Annotated in this window: 16 protein-coding genes; 9 read left to right on the top strand and 7 right to left on the bottom strand. The window is 66.5% G+C overall.

The genetic code is table 11. From position 1 onward, the window contains the following. Positions 1-96: 96 nt before the first annotated feature. A complete protein-coding gene (locus IEX71_RS15465; RefSeq protein WP_229749777.1) occupies positions 97-1,041 on the top strand; it encodes a UDP-glucuronic acid decarboxylase family protein in 945 nt (314 codons plus the stop codon). After that, positions 1,034-2,086 (top strand): glycosyltransferase family 4 protein, encoded by a 1,053-nt coding sequence (locus IEX71_RS15460; RefSeq protein ID WP_188837965.1) that lies wholly within the window; start codon positions 1,034-1,036, stop codon positions 2,084-2,086. Before IEX71_RS15465 ends, IEX71_RS15460 begins: the two co-directional genes overlap by 8 nt. On the opposite strand, the gene IEX71_RS15455 is transcribed toward IEX71_RS15460, so the two are convergent. Beyond that, positions 2,065-2,982, bottom strand: coding sequence for a glycosyltransferase family 2 protein (locus IEX71_RS15455; RefSeq protein ID WP_188837964.1), 918 nt, complete (start codon positions 2,980-2,982; stop codon positions 2,065-2,067). The two genes, IEX71_RS15460 and IEX71_RS15455, sit on opposite strands and share 22 nt — an antisense overlap. Positions 2,983-3,063: 81 nt before the next feature. Here IEX71_RS15455 and IEX71_RS15450 point away from each other — a divergent pair, with 81 nt between their 5' ends. Next, positions 3,064-3,741 (top strand): methyltransferase domain-containing protein, encoded by a 678-nt coding sequence (locus tag IEX71_RS15450; protein ID WP_188837963.1) that lies wholly within the window; start codon positions 3,064-3,066, stop codon positions 3,739-3,741. A 31-nt stretch (positions 3,742-3,772) separates the two neighbouring features. Here the strand turns inward: IEX71_RS15450 and IEX71_RS15445 are convergent, their stop codons facing one another. The 5 genes from IEX71_RS15445 to IEX71_RS15425 form a co-directional block, all read right to left on the bottom strand. Beyond that, a complete protein-coding gene (locus tag IEX71_RS15445) occupies positions 3,773-4,771 on the bottom strand; it encodes a glycosyltransferase family 2 protein (protein ID WP_188837962.1) in 999 nt (332 codons plus the stop codon). Positions 4,772-4,919: 148 nt separating this feature from the next. Further along, on the bottom strand, positions 4,920-6,398 hold the full coding sequence (locus IEX71_RS15440) for an MATE family efflux transporter (protein WP_188837961.1): 1,479 nt from the start codon (positions 6,396-6,398) through the stop codon (positions 4,920-4,922). Positions 6,399-6,623: 225 nt separating this feature from the next. Continuing rightward, positions 6,624-7,652: an acyltransferase family protein gene (locus tag IEX71_RS15435; protein ID WP_188837960.1), complete on the bottom strand. Its 1,029-nt coding sequence runs from the start codon at positions 7,650-7,652 to the stop codon at positions 6,624-6,626. A 74-nt stretch (positions 7,653-7,726) separates the two neighbouring features. Beyond that, a complete protein-coding gene (locus IEX71_RS15430; RefSeq protein WP_188837959.1) occupies positions 7,727-8,800 on the bottom strand; it encodes a glycosyltransferase family 4 protein in 1,074 nt (357 codons plus the stop codon). 56 nt (positions 8,801-8,856) lie between these two features. Continuing rightward, positions 8,857-9,870 (bottom strand): TlpA family protein disulfide reductase, encoded by a 1,014-nt coding sequence (locus tag IEX71_RS15425; protein WP_188837958.1) that lies wholly within the window; start codon positions 9,868-9,870, stop codon positions 8,857-8,859. A gap of 57 nt (positions 9,871-9,927) precedes the next feature. Here IEX71_RS15425 and IEX71_RS15420 point away from each other — a divergent pair, with 57 nt between their 5' ends. Together IEX71_RS15420 and IEX71_RS15415 are read left to right on the top strand one after the other, a co-directional pair. After that, positions 9,928-10,800 carry a nucleotidyltransferase family protein gene (locus IEX71_RS15420; RefSeq protein ID WP_188837957.1) on the top strand — a complete coding sequence of 291 codons (873 nt, stop codon included), beginning with the start codon at positions 9,928-9,930 and terminating at the stop codon, positions 10,798-10,800. Further along, on the top strand, positions 10,797-11,054 hold the full coding sequence (locus tag IEX71_RS15415; RefSeq protein WP_188837956.1) for a PqqD family protein: 258 nt from the start codon (positions 10,797-10,799) through the stop codon (positions 11,052-11,054). The genes IEX71_RS15420 and IEX71_RS15415 overlap by 4 nt, the downstream gene beginning before the upstream one ends. Here IEX71_RS15415 and IEX71_RS15410 read toward each other — a convergent pair. Continuing rightward, positions 11,041-12,501, bottom strand: a complete 1,461-nt coding sequence (locus IEX71_RS15410) for a tyrosine-protein kinase domain-containing protein (protein WP_188837955.1) — start codon at positions 12,499-12,501, stop codon at positions 11,041-11,043. The genes IEX71_RS15415 and IEX71_RS15410 overlap by 14 nt on opposite strands. Before the next feature lie 100 nt (positions 12,502-12,601). Here IEX71_RS15410 and IEX71_RS15405 point away from each other — a divergent pair, with 100 nt between their 5' ends. From IEX71_RS15405 to IEX71_RS15390, 4 genes are read left to right on the top strand one after another with little or no spacing between them, the layout of a single operon-like run. Continuing rightward, positions 12,602-14,569, top strand: a complete 1,968-nt coding sequence (locus tag IEX71_RS15405; RefSeq protein WP_188837954.1) for a glycosyltransferase — start codon at positions 12,602-12,604, stop codon at positions 14,567-14,569. Positions 14,570-14,581: 12 nt separating this feature from the next. Beyond that, positions 14,582-15,904, top strand: coding sequence for an O-antigen ligase family protein (locus IEX71_RS15400; protein ID WP_188837953.1), 1,323 nt, complete (start codon positions 14,582-14,584; stop codon positions 15,902-15,904). Then, a complete protein-coding gene (locus IEX71_RS15395) occupies positions 15,901-16,923 on the top strand; it encodes a glycosyltransferase family 4 protein (RefSeq protein ID WP_188837952.1) in 1,023 nt (340 codons plus the stop codon). Before IEX71_RS15400 ends, IEX71_RS15395 begins: the two co-directional genes overlap by 4 nt. Beyond that, positions 16,920-18,035: a glycosyltransferase gene (locus IEX71_RS15390; protein WP_188837951.1), complete on the top strand. Its 1,116-nt coding sequence runs from the start codon at positions 16,920-16,922 to the stop codon at positions 18,033-18,035. The genes IEX71_RS15395 and IEX71_RS15390 overlap by 4 nt, the downstream gene beginning before the upstream one ends. Positions 18,036-18,159 lie beyond the last annotated feature (124 nt).

The following is an 18,159-nucleotide window of genomic DNA, read 5'->3' as shown; positions in this document are numbered from 1 at the left end:
CGTGTTTCATGGTGTTTCAGCGATATGTTGCGGGCCGTGGTTCGATGAAGCGGGCTGCAACGGCAACTTGATTGTTCGACGAAGGGTGAGCGTGTCGTGACCGATCGACGAGTGCTGGTCACCGGCGGCGCCGGATTCATCGGATCCCATCTGGTGGAGCGCCTGCTCGACCGTGGCGACGAGGTTCTGGTCGCCGACAACTTCTATTCCGGGATGCGCTCCAATGTGCATCACCTGCTCGCCAACCCGGCGTTCGAGCTGATTCGACACGACGTGACATTCCCCTTGTATGTCGAGGTGGACGAGATCTTCCACCTCGCGTGCCCCGCGAGCCCGGTTTATTACCAACGTGATCCGGTGCAGACCACCAAGACGAGCGTGCACGGGTCGATCAACATGCTCGGCCTGGCCAAGCGCACCGGCGCTAAGATCCTGCTCACCTCAACGTCCGAGGTGTATGGCGACCCGGACGTCCACCCACAGACCGAGGACTATTGGGGGAACGTCAACCCGGTCGGGATCCGCTCGTGCTACGACGAGGGCAAGCGCTGCGCGGAGACCCTCTTCTTCGACTACCGCCGCCAGCACAACCTGCCGATCAAGGTCGCTCGCCTCTTCAACACGTACGGCCCGCGCATGCGCCCGGACGACGGGCGGGTCGTCTCCAACTTCATCATGCTGGCCCTGCGCGGGGAGCCGATCACGATCTACGGCGACGGCCTGCAGACGCGCTCCTTCTGCTACGTCGACGACATGATCGACGGCCTGCTGACGCTGATCGACTCCGACCCGTCGTTCACCGGCCCGGTCAACCTGGGCAACACCGGCGAGTTCACCATGCTCGAGCTCGCCGAACTCGTCGTGAAACTGACCGGCAGCACGTCACCGATCGAGCACCGGCCGCTCCCCCAGGACGACCCGACCCGGCGCCGCCCGGACATCACACTCGCGAAGGAAGCGCTCGGCTGGGAGCCGGTCACACCGCTGGAAGAGGGTCTGCGCCGCACCATCGAGCACTTCCGGGCAGACATCGATGACTGAATCCACCGTCGATCCGCTGCGGATCGCGATGGTGTCCAACTACCTGCCGAGCGGTAGCAAGATCGGCGTCGGCTACCAGGCACATGCTCTGGCGAATGCCCTGACGGACCGCGGACATCGCGTGACGATGTTCAGCAATTGCCCACCGGTCGAGGGAGCGCGCTACGCACACCACCACGTCGAGCTGAGCGGTCCCTTTCGGACCTTCCGCTTCGCGCGATCTCTGAAGTCGTTGGATTTCAGTGGATTCGACGTCTTGCACGCCCACGGCGACGACTACTGGCTGTGGCGCCGTCGCTGTCCACTCCATGTGCGCACCATGCACGGCAGCTGTTTCGAAGAAGCACTGCACATCCCGGGCGCCAAGGAGAAGCTGCGCATGACCGCGCTCGGGCTGAGCGAGGTTCTCGCGACGCTGGTCGCGGACCGCACGGTCCTGGTCTCCCCCGGCACGCGCCGCTGGACGCCATGGGTCCGTGACGTCATACCGAACGGCGTCGACACGCAACGGTTCAACCCCGACGCTGCTCCCAAGACCGATCATCCGACGGTGCTCTTCGTCGGCACGTGGCACAACCGTAAGCGCGGGTCGAAATTGGCGCGGATCTTCACCGACCGGGTCCGACCCCGTGTGCCGGACGCCGAGCTGCTCATGGTTGCCCAGGACGCTCCAGCAGACCTGCCCGAGGGCGTTCGAGTCCTGGGCCGACTCACGGATCTCGAGTTGGCACAGGCGTATTCGGCGGCCTGGGTCTTCTGCCTGCCCTCCGATTACGAAGGATTCGGCATCCCGTATGCCGAGGCGATGGCGTCCGGCACACCGGTCGTCGCGACTCCGAACGTCGGTGCACGTTACGTGCTCGACAACGGTGACGCCGGCGTCCTCGCCGACCTTGACGACCTCGGCGATGCGCTGGTCCGGGTCCTCGCCGACAGTGAGCACCGTGCGGACCTACAGCGTCGTGCATTCACCCGCAGTCACGAGTTCTCGATGGAGCACGTCATCGACGCCTACGACCACCTCTACCGCTCAGCCCGGAAGTGATCCTGGCGCCCGAATCTCTTGAGTCGAGAGCCGATCGCCGGACGCAGCGACGCGATGATCGCGCCTCGAGTGAGGCGGCACGCGGCATACAAGTGCGCAACTGTCTCCCGCAGATCGGACTGGTGGTGAGCGGCTCGGGCGGCATCCAGGGCTTGCGACCCGTACAACTCCCGGGTGCGCCGGAGTCCCGCATCACACGCGGCGACGGTGGACTGGTCAGCGTCGCGCTCGGCGGCGTCTCGGTGTGCCTGGATGAGCCGAAAGCGCTCCTTCGCCGCAGCCCGATAGTCGGCTGACACGTTGGCATCGTGCAGGTGGTAGCGGACCAGCGAGTCCTCGACGCCAACGGGTTCACCGAGACGACACAGGCGGAGGAAGAGGTCGTAATCCTGCATGATCCGTAGGAGCGGGTCGTGACCACCGACAGAGAGGTACGCAGACCGCTTCATGATCACGCTGCTGAGGCAGACGTGTTGATCGGTCAGCAGGCCGCGGTACGTCACCTGCTGCGGGTCTGCGTGCTCGGCATGCTCACCGCGCACCCAGTCGAAGCCGGTGTAGCAGAAGGACGCGTTCCGGACGCTCTCAAGTCGCTGGAGCTGGCGATCCAGCTTGGCCGGTAGCCATTCGTCGTCCTGATCGAGGAACGCAATGATCCGCCCTCGCGCGTTCAGGACCCCGACGTTGCGGGCGATAGAGACACCATGGTTTTCCTGGCGCAGATAGCGCAGGCGACGGTCGGCGTGCTCAGCAACCCACGCCAGGTCGTCGCTCGAGCCGTCGTCGACAACCACACATTCGAGGTCGTCCATCGTCTGTGCGAGCACGGAGTCGATGGCGCGGTTCAGGAAGCCGCCCGGGTTATATACCGGGACCACTACTGACACCAACACCATGGGGCGAATGCTAGTGGCACCTCAGCCGCTGCGCCTGGCAACTGGGAGCCACGGGCCGGCCCGCTTGGCTACGATCGCCAAATGCAGCTTCCTGCCACCACACCCCCGCCGCCCGGTCCGCGGCAGTCTCTCTACGACGTGGGAGACCGAGCCGAAATTGTGCCGTTTGTCCCCGATGGCGTGACCTCCGTACTCGATGTGGGCTGTGGTGGCGGTGGTTTCGGGGGGCTGCTGCGTCGACGCTTCGGCACGGAGCTGCGCCTCGTCGGTGTCGAGCCGATGGACGCGGCGGCGGACCAGGCTAGAGAGGCCGGCTTCGACGACGTTGTCTCGGGATTCTTCCCGGACGCACTGCCGTCGGACGAGCGGTTCGACTGCATCGTCTTCAACGACGTGCTGGAGCACATGGTCGACCCATGGTCAGCCCTTGCGGCGGCGAAGGCGCACCTGGCGCCGAAGGGTGTCATCGTCGCGAGCCTGCCGAGCATCCTCTACCTGCCGGTCATCGCTCGTGTTTTGGCGCGGCGTCGCTGGGACTACACAGACGCGGGAACTCTCGACCACACGCATCTGCGCTTCTTCACAAAGGCAACGATGGTCGAGATGTTCGAAGGCTCCGGTTACCGGGTCGAGCGGGTACAGGGCATCAACAACCAGTGGTACACAGGTCGCTGGAGTAAAGTCCGCCGACTCGCACCACTCTTCGGCGAATACCAATGGCTCCAGTTTGCGGTGGTCGCGAGACCTGCTGCGACCTGAAGTACTGAGAGTTCAGATCGCCGATTTCCTCTCACTGCGCCGATTTCCTCTCACGGCGCCGACGACCGTCACCTGAGTCGAGCAGCCGAAGCCGGGCAGCCACACCGATGCCAACCACAGTCCCACTGGCGAGGACACCGGCCCGCGCCAACCTCCCGACCGCCGCACGAGTCCGCCCGCGGGTCCCTGAGCCCCGGCCCGCGGCCGCCGCCACTGCTGCTCCGACCAGTTGCGCGACCCCGCGAGGCACCCCTCCGAGGTAAGCGCGAAGGTGGGGGTCGCGAAACCCCAGGCTGCGCTCAAGAAGGACGACATGGTTACGGGCGCCGTAGAAGTCGTACCGGAGGTCAAACCGCCGTCCCTTGGCATAGGTGCCTGCAACATGCCGGACCAAGGCGTCGGGGGTGTAGACGACGCGATGGCCCGCGGAACGCATACGCAGGAGCATGTCGGTCTCCTCGCGAAGGCACGTTCCCGGGTAGTAGTCCTGTAGACCACCGAGCGCGTCGACCACGTTTCGGCGGAGTGACATGTTTGCTCCGAGCAGGTGGTCGACGTCGATGTCTCGGCCGGGGTCGGAGGCGAAATAGCCGGTCAGCGTCCCATCAGGAAGAAGTCGGCCAATGGCGTCGATTCCCACAGCCTCCTCACCGTCGATGCCATTGCTAGCACGGCCCCCAACTGCAGCGACAGTTTCATCGACGTAGCGGCTCATCAGCTCGCGCAGCCACGACGGCTCGGGATAGGCGTCGTCGTCGAGGAACGCCACCACCTCTGCGTTCGTGGCTTCCAAGCCCATCTTCTTTGCCGTACCCGTGCTGCCTCGACCACGGAGGTTCCGCAGGTACGTGACTTCAGGGACCTCCGCAACGACCCGAGCTGTCTCGTTCCCCTCGGACGAATCAACCACGACGATCTGAGCAGGCCGGAGATCCTGAACAGCCACGTGCCGAAGACACTCGCGCAGGTAGGCGCTGCGGTTATACGTGGCGATGACGACAGCCGCAGTAGTCCCGGCACCAGTTGTCATGCCGGAAGTATCGCAAATCTCACCGTCAGAACCCGATCTCCCAGCGGTTTCTGCCAGACAGCGAGTCGAACTGCCATCTGCAACAGAGTCCACCGACGGCCCCACGCCACCGAGTCCAGGGTCTTGCGAAGGCATGACCGTCTATCGATCATGTCTTCCTCTTGGTCACGACCGACGCCAGCAGCCGCGCGACAAGCGCCCGGCCGCGCGGCGGCACGACACGCTCGAGGGCCCGTGCATCGCTTTCGGTGACCCCACCGTGTACGAGCCGGACGACGATGACCCACGCCGCAGTGCCGACCAGTCCCGCAATGACTGCTTCGACCACAGCTGGCAGCCCGAGGTGCCCTGCTGCCCACCACACAAGCACACATATCGGGAGCGCAACGACCAGTGATCGCACCTCCCCCAGCAGGTCACGCCAGGAAATAGCCATCGCCCGTAGTTCGGCTCGCACCAACAGAGTCAGCAACGTGACCGCGCCCGACATATTCGCGAGCACCGCGCCCCACGCACCGATGACGGGGATGAGCGACGCGGCCAAACCTGCGTCGATGGCAAGCGCCACCAGATTGATCATCAGCATCGCCCTGGCCGCGAGACGACCCATGACGAATGCGGAAACCGGTCCAGCCGCGATCAGCAGACCCGCGGAGATGCTGAGTGCGACGAACATCGGCGCGGAGACGCTGAAGGCGTCCCCATAAAGGACCGGGATCAGCAGGGCGAAAGCCGGGACACCGACCACGCAGAGCGCTGCGACCATCAGCGATGACGTGCGGATAGTGCGCCAGAAGGCATCCTTCACCGAGTCGACATCGACCTCGCGTAGCCCGGAGATGGCCGGCATGAGCGGCCCGACGAGCGCCTGCGCGGGGGCGAAGATGTGCGACGCCAGACCGAAGGCGAGCGCGAAGTATCCGACCGCAGCGGCATCGCCGAGCCATGCGAGGAAGAAGACCTCGGTGCGCGAGAGGACCAGGGTGGCAACCACACCGGCGAGGGCCGTTGGTATCGCGAAGCGCCAGAAACCTGCGGGCATTCCTTTCGGAATGCTCGGGCGAAGTACGGCGGACCGGTAGCCCGGGTCGATGACCAGAAGGGCAAGTCCGACCCCGACAGCACCGAGAATGAGCCGGGTCACCCACACGACGTCCGCCTGGTGCGTGATGAGCACGCTTATGGCAACCCCGGCCTGCATGATCAGATTTACCAGCATGCCAATCTTGGCGCCCCAGGCCGTCTTGTTCTCGATGCCCAGGCAGGTGGTGGCGCCGTCCAGGAAGCCGGGCATCCACACGCCGAATACCAACGCCAGAAGCAGCATCGGGGTCGACACATGTGCAACGAGGACCACCACGACCGTGAGCAACGGCGCGGCTACCAAAAGACGAAAGCCCTGCGCCTTCGACAACAGCAGCCGCACTTCGTCGCGGCGTCCGGCAGCGTGCGCCTTTGCACCGAATTGAATTGTGCCCGTCGTGACGCCGAGCGCGACGATTCCGGTCGCGACATCCATGAGCGTCATCAGGAACGCGAGTCGACCGTAGTGGACGACGCCAAGGGCATGAGCCAGAAGCAAGTTCACGAAGAAGGCCACCGGCACACCGGTGACCGTGTGGATCATGGTCCAACTGGCACCGCGAATCGCGCGATCTTGCAGGTCCCGGCGGCTGAGCGTTTCGCGGCCGGCATCTGGTTCCTCATCCGGGGCCGACGCACGGCGGCCCGACGTGTCACTCACTCGCGTTCTTACCACGGCCGCCCACCCGTGGACGGCTGTCGAGATTGCGTCTGCACGCGCTCAAGGAGACATGATCATCGGGGGTGAGCGCACGGACGTACCTCAGTTTCACGCGACCTCCCGACGTGCGCTCGAGAACCGCTTGTCCTTCAGCTTGAGGAACGGCGACTCCAGCACACGGTAAGACACTGCTGTCACCAGCAACACCATTGGTAGAGCAATGAGTCGACGTAACCACGACGGGCCGACACTCAGCTGGTGAGCGAAGAGACTGAGGAGCGGGAAGTGGTAGAGGTACAGGCCGTACGACCGTCGGCCGAGCCAGCCCAATGGAGCGCTCCCCCATGCACCGCCACGCCCACCGGGCGAGCTGACGATTGTCGCCACGAGCAGCACTGACAGCAGCCCCGCCGCACCCACTGGACCCGTCACGAAGTCGGTCCCGAGTCGGGTAGGTGTCAACAGCAGAACCAGCAGCAGTGCCGACCCGCCCCAGAGCAGCACTGAGCCCAAACGACGCGGCAGCTGCCAGCGCTGCAGCACCATCGCGAGCAGGGCTCCCCAAACAATCGGGACACCGCGCAGGTAAGACTCTCGAACGCTGTCTATCCCGCTCGGCCACGGCAGTGCGATCAACAAGCACACGACCCCGGCGACCACCCAACCGATCACTCGACGGCGTCGTTCGCGACCGAGCAACAACGTCAGCGCGACAGGCCAGATCGCGTAGAAATGTTCCTCGATCGAAAGCGTCCAGGTGTGGTCCAACAGCGGCGCGGGCTTGCCCAGGTAGATCCACCAGTTGGCGACATACAGGAGCGCAGCCACTGCCGGGCCGACCTCCCGGTCCAGCTTGTGCGTGGCTGCGGCTACGAGAACCACGAAGAGGCAGGTGGCGAGCAGTGCGGGGTACAGGCGGAGTAGTCGCCGAATGTAGAAGCGTCCCAACGCAATCGCCCCGGAACGAGCTCGCTCGCGCAACAACAGCGAGGTGATCAGGAAGCCACTGAGCGCAAAGAAGACATCGACGCCCGCGTAGCCGTTGACCGCTGGACCGAAGCCGGCGTGGAAGAGGACGACCGCGACCGCAGCGACACCTCGCAAGCCGTCGAGTCCGGGCCAATGCAGGGGCCGCACACGTTCTGTGTCACGGCCTTCCCGGGACCGCACTGCCGACCACGAAGGATTGCGTCCACCCTCAGAGGCAGGGCTCATGCCGGCGCCGGTGTTGCCTGCACCGTTCCCAGCACCCGATCGAGGGCCTTCGCTTGTAATGCCCAGTCGAACCTCTCTGCGCGCGCCCGGGCTGCCGCGCCGAGGCGCTGTCTGAGTGCACGGTCACCAACCACGGCATCCAGCACGTCTGCGAGCGCGCGGCGACTCCCGCGCTTGAAGCTGAGGACTGCGTCGCCACCTGCTTCGAGCATGCCTCCGGTCTCGGCGACGATGACGGTCGCGCCCACGGCCATCGCCTCGAGCACAACGAGCCCGAGCGGTTCTAGCCAACGGGACGGCAGAACGATGATGTCAGCTTCCTGCAGCACGGGGACGATCGCACGGCGATCGACGAAAGGCTGGAATGTCACCGGTCCGGGGACTGCCGGCACAATCTGGCGCAGCGCTCGTTCATACCGGGTCAGCGGCCCGTATGGCGAGAAGCCGCTGCTGCCGACGATGTGCGTCTCGATGTCATCCCGACCCAGCCGGGACAGTGCGGACAACAGGAGGTCCGGGCCTTTCGCCGGCACCACTCGCCCGAAGAAGAGCACTCTGACCCGGTCATGCTCCGGCCGGTCCGGAACCGTGAAGGTCGAGGTGTCGACGCCGTTGCGCACCACGTGTATCGGAGTCCGGGACCGGGGACCGAGTGCATGCTGGGTGGCATTCGCCAGCCAGTCGCTCACCGCGATGATGCCCGAGTAGCCGGCCACCGCACGCCGTGCCGCGATCCAATTGTGATGCGGAACGATCAGATTGTGCGCGTAGAGCAATTCCATCCCGGGCAGAAATCGTCCACCGCAGAAGGGCGCATTGTGCGCCAACAGCACGTGGTCACCGTCCGGGATGGCATGCGCAACGTCGCCATACGAGGCGATGATCCCCGGCTTGCCGGCACCGGCACGCGAGAGCAGCGCATCCTTGGTGCGACCGTGGCGATCCAGGTATGGACCGGCGGCGTACTCAATCACATCGGCGGAGTCGTAACGATCGGCAGAGGTCGCGCGGGCAACCAGCACCGCATGACGCTCATCGCCAGCACGGGCCAGCCCATCGATGACTGTCATCACCGCCGAGCCGTTTGATGGCGAGAAATGGTGTAGCGCCGTAGGCAGGTGAATAATCACGGTGCTCCACTTGCCGGCACGCCCGCTTCGGCCAACTGCTCGGAGATCTCGTCCAAAAAGTTGCTGATGCCGTCGAAACCGCTCTCCGGCCCACCCGCCAACATTCCGTCGACGCCGAACAGCACCGCCGACGGGTACGTCACGGCGAAGGTGCGTGCCACGGTGGCCGCTGGGTCCTCCATCCAGGACACGTGCGGGCCGAGGTCAGGAAGTTCGTCGAATCCTGTCCCGGGCGGTATGGCGATGGTCCGGATCGCCGAGTGTCTGCCGGCCCAGGAAGGCAACATCTCCATCGTCCGCACGCACGGACCGCACCACAGATTGACGAAGACGAGCAGCGCCGGCCTGCCGCCACCGACCGCGAACAGCGGGACGGACTCTCCGGTCGTCCGGTCGAGCAGGGCGCCATACGGGATCGGCCGGCGCTCGTAGTCGAGCTGATCGTCCCCCTGAGCCGGCTCCGAGGTCGTCGGCGTCGCGTTCGCGGCCTCACTCCGCCGACCCACGACCAGCCAGGTGAGGACGATCGCGACCGCCACTCCGATCAGCCAACCCCATTCGGTGACACCGAAATCGACCAGCCGCTCAATGACGCTGTGACCTGCCACGGCGTCGCCGAGGGCGACCAACGCCACCAGCACCAGCACACCGTTGCGCACCGCGGTACGCCGATCGACGTCGCCCAGGCCGAGACGACCGAAACAGCCGCACTCAACCCGCTCCTCGAAACCGAGCGCTCGCACGATGACGGCGAGGTATGCGACGAAGAGCAACACCGTCACGACGGTCACCACCACGTAGCCGGGCTCCGGGACGACGACCAATGCGACGGCGAGCAACAACTCGGCGTACGGCAACAGAACGGGCACCTTCAACGCACGCAGTCGATCGGGCAATCGCAACGAGACGAAGGCGTCGGTCGAGGTCACCGCGTCGCGCAGCTTGAACACCGCGCTGACGGTCAGCACCAGTGCGAGCAGCAGCGACGGCAGGACGAGCGGTGTGGTCACGAACAAAGGCTACGGACGTCAACAGCACCATGCCGACCTTCTGCGACAATCGGCGCGATGACGCAAACGGAGTGGGCCGAGCACGAGGTGGCACAGGTGCGCATCGAACTCGCCCACGGCGTCGTTCAACTGCTGTGCGACAGCCGACGGATCGACGCGCTGCACATCAAAGGCCTCGCCCTCGATCCGGAGTTGCGCCACCCCGGCCGGGTCAGCATGGACGTCGATCTGCTCGTCCGGCCTCCGCACATCGCCACCCTGCGGGCAGCGCTGAGTGAACACGGCTGGCAGCAGACTGGGCACTTCTCCACCGGCTCCCCCTTCGAGCACGCGGAGAACTGGCACCACGAAACCCTCGGCCATCTCGATCTGCATCGCCTGATCCCTGGCGTGGGTCTGCCCCCGGACGAGGCGTTCGACGCGTTCTGGGGTTGCCGGAGCCAGACGCCGATCGCCCAGGTCGACTGCGCGGTCCCCAGCCTCGACGCGCAGGCACTGATCGTGTTGCTGCATGCGGCTCGTTCGCACGGCGACCATCGCTCCCGGCTGGACGTCGAGCATGTATGGCGGACCGCTGACGTCACGACTCAGCGGCGGATCCGCGATCTCGTCGGGACCATGAAGGCCGAGGTCGCCTTCGCCGCAGCCGTCGGCGGACTGGAGGATTTCCGGCATCGCCCGGACTACCTGCTCTGGAAAGTGAATTCGAGCCCCGACGCCGCTCGGACCACCGAATGGCGCGCACGCATCAAGGCATCGCCCGGAATCCGGTCCAAGGCGTCGCTCGCCGTCCGCTCGTTGCAGGTCAACCGCGATCACCTGCGCACCTTGAGGGGTCGGGAGCCGTCTCGTGCCGACATGGTCCGGGAGTTCATGCGCCGCCTGTCGCTGGCGACGCGTGAGATCACCAGCCGCAGGGGCAGATCATGAGCTGCTTCCGCCAGTCCGCGCAGGTTGCCGTGGCTCGGCGGGACGACCGGGTCTTCATCGCCCAGCTACTGGGCAATGTCGTTGTCCTGCAAGGCAATGCCACGATCATCTGGGACTGCGTGAACGGGTCTTCGGAAGAGGACATCGTGCGACGGGTGGCCGCGCGAGCCGGGGTCCCCGACCGCGATGTCGCCGACGAGGTGCGTGTCTTCCTGAGCTCGCTGTGTCAGGACGGGCTGCTCATCGCCGACTGAGCTGTCGGTGCGATCTCTTCCTGCTGACGGCCTTCCTACTGTCCGCTGCACCACGGCGAGTCGCCGGGCCCTCCGCGACACGGGGCGTGGCGATCGCACCCTTCTCCGGCTGATACGTGTAGCGGTAGTAGCTCGTTCCTGCGCGGCGACGACCGGCGAGATTCAGGACGAAACCACTGATCTCGACATCGGAGTTGTGGAAGAACTTCGCCGCCTGCAGCAGGTCCCGTTTGCGGGTGCGTCCTGCTGCGACGACCATGACCAGACCCGATGCCAGCTTGTGCAGCAGCATCGCGTCCACGACGGGCAGCACCGGGGGGCTGTCGATCAACACGAAATCGTAACGAGCCTGCAGGTTCGCCATGAGCGTCGCCATCCGATCGGAGCCGATGAGTTCACTCGGGTTGGGCGGGACCTCGCCGGACGTGAGCACATCGAGCTCGATGTCGCCGAACGGCTGGATGGCGTCCTCGAGTCTCGCACCGCCGAGCAACACCGTCGTCAGTCCGACGCTGCCCTCCAGACCGAGCATTCTGGCGATGCTCGGCCGTCGCAGGTCACCGTCGATCAACAGAGTGCGCGAGCCGGCCTCGGCCAGTGCCCGCGCCAGGTTGGCGCAGGTCGTCGTCTTCCCCTCGCCCGGCGCCGCTGACGTGATCACGAAGGTGTGACCACTGGTCGTGACATCGACGAACATCAGGCCGGTGCGCAATCGCCGCACCGCCTCCAGGTAGCTGTGGTGGGAGCTGTCCGCGGACCAGTCCCGGAGCACTCCGTCTGTGGCGAGTTGCTTCTCGACCGGCAGGTCCGCCAGCACCGGGGCGTCGGCCGCGGCGTGCAGGTCGGCCTCGTCGCGCACCTTGGTGTCCACGGTGTTGCGGATCAGGGTGACGCCCACGCCGAGCAGCAGCCCGGTCAGCAGGGCAAGGACCAGGTTGCGCTCGAGGTTCGGGGAGGACGGCTCGTTCGGGGTGGTCGCCGGCGACACCGGGATCGAGGTGACCTCCTGCCCGCTCACCTGGAGCAGGGTGGAGAACGTCGCTGCGCTCTTGGCGAGTTGCGGCCCGACGGCATTCGCGATGCGCGCTGCACGGGCCGGGTCGGCGTCCTTGACGACAACGGTGAGGATGTTCGCCTTCGAGTTGGCGGACGCCGCGACATCGATCGGATAACCGGCCGGCAGCCCGGCCCGTTTGCGCAGTGGCTTGACGACCTCCGGCGAGTGCAGCACAGCGATATAGGTGTCGAGGTCGTTCGCGTTGATCACGACGCTGCCGGCGTCGCTCTTCGTGACGACGCCGGTCTGCAGATAGACGGATGCTGTCGCAGTGTAGACCTTCGCCTGGAGCAGGGTGACTCCCGCGGTGACACCGACGACGACCAGGATGCAGATGACCAGGGTCAGCCATTGGCGACGCAATATGGTGAGGAACTCCCGAACTGTCACGCGCCGATCTCCCTGAACTCATGGGCGGGCCGGAGCCCCTGATCTCAACGTTACGCGGCGGATATCCTGCTGTCCCGTCGTTCTGGAGGAGTGTAGTCGAGTGCGCGTTCTACGCTTCTCACACAGCGCAGTGGTCCGGTCGTGGCGGCAACGCGAGCAACGGATCCGCGAATCGGGCGTGGACATAGACCTTTTCACCGCGAAACGCTGGAACACAGCCGGTCGCACAGTCGATCTCGATCCAGTGCTCGACGAGCCGGTGACCGGGGTCCGGACACTTGGAACCCACCCCGCTTTATTCCTCTACGACCCGCGTCCGGTGTGGGCTGCGTTGCGTGCGCCCGTCGACGTCATCGACATCCACGAGGAGCCGTTCGCACTGGCCACCGCGGAGATCCTGTTGCTGCGCAAACTCGCGCGGCAGCGCGCGCCATACACGCTCTACTCTGCGCAGAACATCGAGAAGCGCTACCCCGCGCCGTTCCGCCGGCTCGAGCGCGCCGCGTTACGCGGTGCCGCCGGATTGCAGGTGTGCAACGACGTTGCCGGCGAAATCTGTTGCCGCAAGGGCTTTCCCGGCAGGCCTGTGACCATCGGACTCGGCGTCGACCGGTCGGTCTTCCGACCGCACGCCGATCCCGGCGCCGAGGTGACCACGACTGTTGTCGGTTACGCCGGCCGCATCGAACGCCGTAAGGGCGTCTTCGTCCTGCTCGACGCCATCGAGCGGGCCCCTGAACTCACTCTCCGTGTCGCCGGGGCGGGGTCGGCCGACGCGGAGCTGCGCGGCGCGATCGCCGACCGACAGCTCGGTGAACGGGTCCAGTTGCTCGGGGCGCTCGACGGTGGAGACCTTGCCGACTTCTACCGGGCTATCGATGTGCTCGCGGTTCCGTCGCTCACCACCAACAGTTGGGTGGAGCAGTTCGGTCGGGTCGCCGTCGAGGCCATGGCCTGTGGCACGCCCGTCGTGGCCAGTGACTCCGGAGCGCTGCCGGACGTGGTCGGCGGGGCCGGCCGCGTCGTGCCCGAGGGCAACCCGACGGCGCTGGCGGACGCACTCCGCGAGGCGGTGGGCGAAAGTCGACCCGCGCTGCGGGCCACAGGGCTGCGGCGTGCGGAGCAGTTCGACTGGCGATCCATCGCCGGGCAGTACATCGACCTCTACCGGACCGTGACCCACGCGGCCCTGCCGATGCCGCGCCCGGTACAGATCGTGATCGTCGCGTATGGCGCACCGGCATACCTCGCACGGTGTCTGCAGCCGTTGCGTCCCGACCGGGTCCTGGTCGTCGACAACAGCTCGCGGGCGGACGTTGCGGAGGTCTGCCGCGCGGCCGGAGTGCGTTACCTCGACGCAGGGCGCAACGGAGGGTTCGGAGCAGGCGTCAATATCGGTCTGGCGCAAGGAGATCCGGCTGGTGACGTGCTGTTGCTCAACCCGGACGCGGTGGTCACCGACGCCCAAATCGACCGACTGCAGGCCAGGCTGCTGGCCGAGCCGGACCTCGCCTCCGTCGGCCCCGCCCAGGTCGACGCCGACGGGCACACGTCCCGGGTGGGGTGGCCAATCCCCAGCCCGGCCGGCGTATGGCGCGAGGCTCTCGGCCTCGACCGGTTGCACCGGCCCGCCGACGAATATGTGATCGGCTCCGTCCTCCTGCTGCGCGCCGAAGCTCTGGCACAGGTCGGCGGCTTCGACGAGCGGTTCTTCCTGTATGCCGAGGAGACCGACTGGGCGAAACGAGCGGTCATGCTCGGCTGGCGCCACGCCGTCATACCCGAAGTGCGGGCGACCCACATCGGCGCGGCGACGAGCAGCGACACCGAGGTGCGGGACGCGCACTTCCACGCAGCCCAGGAGACGTTCCATCGCAAGCATTACGGGCGCGCGGGATGGGCGGTCGCACGATCCGCAATCATCATGGGAGCAGGGCTGCGCTCTGTCATACTCCGAGGTGACAGCGGGGTCGAGTCGCGGCGCCGGATGCGCCGTTACCTGCGCGGCCCGGTCGCTGTTCGAGATGAACACGTGCGTGCTGCTACTGCGGCAGAGCACACGGAGTAGGGGGCGACCGCGATGATGGCCCCCTCCCGTCAGCTCGCGGACCGGCTGCGCACCGGAATGTTCGTCGCACTCGTCATCGTCATGACGGTGACGATCGGCTACCTGCTGCCACATCACCCTCACATCGCGCTCGCGGTCGCCGGTCTGGCCGCGCTGACCGGGCTGTCGGCCCTGGAGCCGGCGCTCCTGCCGATCCTGCTGCTGCCGGTCATGTTGGTCGCCTACCGCGCAAGCGGGGTCGGCTCCAACGGCGTCACGTTCGCCGACCTCGCGCTCGCCCTGGCGTTCGTGCCGGCCCTCCTGCTCGCGCCACGGCCGTTCAGCCACACGTTGCGCACGCTGCTGTGGCTGGCTGCGGCATACTTCGCGGCGTTTGCGCTCTCCCTCGCGGCGAATCCCTACCGCGACAACCTCGTCGAATGGCCGCACGAGGTCGTGCTGGTGATGGGGGCACTCATCGTCGGATGGACCATCGGCCGCCGCGGCTTCGCCCGCGCGGGGTTGCTGCTGCTGTTGCTGTGCGCGACCGCGATGGCTGTGATCGTCGTCGTCGACGGTCTACTGCGGTATGCCAAGGGACACTTCGGCCCCGTCGACCCCGACCTGTTCTTCAGCGGCGGAAAGAACTATCTCGGCACCACCATCGGCTTCATCGCGGTCGTCTGCGCGGTACATCCGCCGTGGATGCGACTCGGGCGACTTGCGACCCCGCTTCTCGTCCTCTTCGGCGTCGCGATCGGGATGACCCAGTCGCGCCAGGCCATCGTCGGCCTCGCGGCCGCAATCCTGGTCGCGATGCTGCGCCGTGGTGAGCACCGACGGTCGGCACTGCTGCCGTTGGTGGCGGTGCCCGCCATCATCGTCTCGGTGCTGACCCTGCGGGAGCAGTTGCGGTCGGACAACAGCCACAACTCGGCCCATCAGCGTGTCGAATGGTTCACCGACGCGATCAATGTATGGCGCGACGACCCACTCTTCGGCGCCGGCCAACGCTGGTGGTACTCCTCGCGATTCGATGTGAACTTCCAACCACCCAACGCTGAGCTGGAGGTCCTGAGCACCACCGGACTGATCGGTCTGGCGGCCTTCCTGCTCTTCCTGATCGGCTCGATCGTCGTGACTGCTCGTCTCAAGTCCACCTACGGCACGCTCGCCCTCGCGGTGCTCGTCGACCGGGCGGTGCAGGGGCAGCTGGACATCTTCTGGCTGTCGGTGACCGCATCGTTGCCGCTGCTCATCGCCGGCATCGCGCTCGGTGGACACGAGAAGGTCGTCGATGACGCGCGCGGCACAGCGGTCGACATCGCCGACGACCGCCAGGCCGCGAACGTATGACGATCTCGGTCACCCACGTCACGGCCTCCGACCGCTACGCCGGGGTCGAGGCCCACATCCGCACGCTCGCGACCGCGCAGGCACGCGCCGGACTGGAGGTGAGCGTCGTCGGCGGCGCCCCGGAGCGAATGCAGACCGAATTGACCTCGTACGGCGTGGGATTCACGCCTGCACGCACGGTATGGGACGCTGTCCTCGCGGTGCGCAGGTCCGGCACACAGGTCATCCATTCGCACCTCACGGCCGCCGACCTCGCGGCATATCTGGGGACACGTCTGTCCCGCACGCCGGTGGTCGCCACGCGCCATACACCGCAGTCCCGTGGTGCCACGAGACTGCGGCGAGAAGCGTTGCGCCACACGGTGTCCCGAGCGATCGCGGCAGAGACCGCGGTGAGCGGTTATGCGGCCGCGTTCATCGAGGGACCTTGCACGGTGATCCATGCCGGCGTGTCCACGGAGCGACTCGTGCCGGCGCCGGACCGTGCGCCGGTGATCCTCATCGCGCAGCGGATGGAGCCGGAGAAGGCAACGTCCGAGGGAGTCGAGATCGCAGCCGCGTCCGGACTGCTCGACGAGGGCTGGCGGTTGCACATCGCCGGTGACGGCGCACTGCGTCCTCGCATCGAGCAACAACTCGCCGCGTTGGGGATTGCCGACCGCACCAGTCTGCTCGGACGAGTCGCGGACGCCCGTGTGCTGATGCGTTCTGCCGGTGTGCTCCTCGCACCGTGCCCGGCTGAGGCCTACGGGCTCAGCGTGGTTGAGGCGATGGCGTGCGGCTTACCCGTGGTCGCTAGCGGGGCCGGCGGACATGTCGAGACGGTCGGATCCGTCACGCCGGAGTCGCTTTTCGCGCCGGGCGACATTGCCTCCGGCGCTCGGATACTGGCCGAGCTCGCAGCCGACCCCTCCCGACGCGACCGGGTCGGCTCGTCCCTGCACGAAGCGCAACAACGCAGCTTCACCCTCGAGCGGCAGGTCGAGCTGACCTCGCAGGTCTATCGGAGCGTCCTGTGAGGGCGAGACCCGTCGTCTTCATCTCGCTCGAGCGGTGGGACGAGGTATGGCGCCGCAACCAGCACCTCCTCACCCGGTTGCGCGCGAACGGCGTCATCGGGGACGTCCTGTATGTCGAACCCTCGGTCGACCCGCTGCACGCGGCGCGACAGCGCCATCGGCCACGAGCCGCCCGCGGACTGCGGCCGCTGATGAGCGAGCCGGGGATCACGGTGCTGGAGCAGACCAAGTGGTTGCCGCGCAGGTTCGATTCCGGGCAGGACGAGCGGTGGGCGCGATCCGTCGTGACCGCAGCCGACCGTCTGGGGTTGGCCGACCCGCTGCTGTGGGTCAACGACCCGCGTGGCGCGGAGCTTCTCGCCCGGGTCGACTGGCCGGCGATCTACGACATCACTGACGACTGGCTGCTCGCGCGGCGACCGGCGAGCGAACTCGCTCGGCTGCGCGCGCAAGAAGCGCTGTTGCTCGACGCGTGTGCCGAGGTCATCGTGTGCTCCCCCGCGCTGCAGCAGTCCAAGTCCGCAACTCGTCCGGTCGCGCTGATCCCGAACGCCGTCGACCTCCATCTCTACGCCCGACCGCATCCGCGTCCCGATGATCTGCCCACCGGCCGCGTCGCCCTGTATGTCGGGACCCTGCACAGCGACCGGCTCGACATCGATGTGTGCTGCGCGACCGCGGACCTGCTCCGCACTGCCGGCGACGAGCTCGTGCTGGTCGGGCCGGACGCCCTCACCGGCGAGGATCGGGCGCGGCTCGACGCGTCCGGCGCCATACGTCTGGGTGCGCGCCCTGCGTCGTTCGTGCCGGCCTACCTGCAGCACGCCGACGCACTCGTCGTACCGCACGTGGTCACGCCGTTCACCGAGAGCCTGGACCCGATCAAGGCATATGAGTACGCCGCTGCGGGCCGGCCGGTGGTCAGCACGTCAGTGGCCGGCTTCCGCGAGCTGGCCGGGACCATCGTCGCCGAGGCTGCACGTTTCCCGGCAGCCGTGGCTGAGGTGCTGACCCACGAGGCGACGGGTTCCGCGAATGCAGCCGAGATACCCACGTGGCAGCAGCGCGCCGGTGAGTTCGAGCGATTGCTGGAGAAGTTGCCCGTTCAGTGACGTCGGTTTCTTGCCCGGGTCATCCTTTTTTGCAACTTGAAGCAGCTGTTTATTGCCGACTTCACCACTACACCCTAATATCTGCTATTGGGACGTGCAGCCCCGCGCAAACAGTCATACTGGG

The sequence above is a fragment of the Flexivirga endophytica genome, from assembly GCF_014640635.1.
Taxonomy (GTDB): domain Bacteria; phylum Actinomycetota; class Actinomycetes; order Actinomycetales; family Dermatophilaceae; genus Flexivirga; species Flexivirga endophytica.
The sequence above is the reverse complement of the archived record's forward strand: the minus strand, read 5'-3'. Positions and strand labels throughout refer to the sequence as shown.

What these genes read in the sequence shown, in the direction of transcription:
- IEX71_RS15400 (WP_188837953.1), top strand. Translation starts at nt 14,582, where the DNA reads ATGATGGCCCCCTCCCGTCAGCTCGCGGACCGGCTGCGCACCGGAATG.
- IEX71_RS15460 (WP_188837965.1), top strand. Translation starts at nt 1,034, where the DNA reads ATGACTGAATCCACCGTCGATCCGCTGCGGATCGCGATGGTGTCCAAC.
- IEX71_RS15430 (WP_188837959.1), bottom strand. Translation starts at nt 8,800, where the DNA reads ATGACAGTCATCGATGGGCTGGCCCGTGCTGGCGATGAGCGTCATGCG.
- IEX71_RS15420 (WP_188837957.1), top strand. Translation starts at nt 9,928, where the DNA reads ATGACGCAAACGGAGTGGGCCGAGCACGAGGTGGCACAGGTGCGCATC.
- IEX71_RS15455 (WP_188837964.1), bottom strand. Translation starts at nt 2,982, where the DNA reads ATGGTGTTGGTGTCAGTAGTGGTCCCGGTATATAACCCGGGCGGCTTC.
- IEX71_RS15440 (WP_188837961.1), bottom strand. Translation starts at nt 6,398, where the DNA reads ATGATCCACACGGTCACCGGTGTGCCGGTGGCCTTCTTCGTGAACTTG.
- IEX71_RS15445 (WP_188837962.1), bottom strand. Translation starts at nt 4,771, where the DNA reads ATGACAACTGGTGCCGGGACTACTGCGGCTGTCGTCATCGCCACGTAT.
- IEX71_RS15415 (WP_188837956.1), top strand. Translation starts at nt 10,797, where the DNA reads ATGAGCTGCTTCCGCCAGTCCGCGCAGGTTGCCGTGGCTCGGCGGGAC.
- IEX71_RS15395 (WP_188837952.1), top strand. Translation starts at nt 15,901, where the DNA reads ATGACGATCTCGGTCACCCACGTCACGGCCTCCGACCGCTACGCCGGG.
- IEX71_RS15450 (WP_188837963.1), top strand. Translation starts at nt 3,064, where the DNA reads ATGCAGCTTCCTGCCACCACACCCCCGCCGCCCGGTCCGCGGCAGTCT.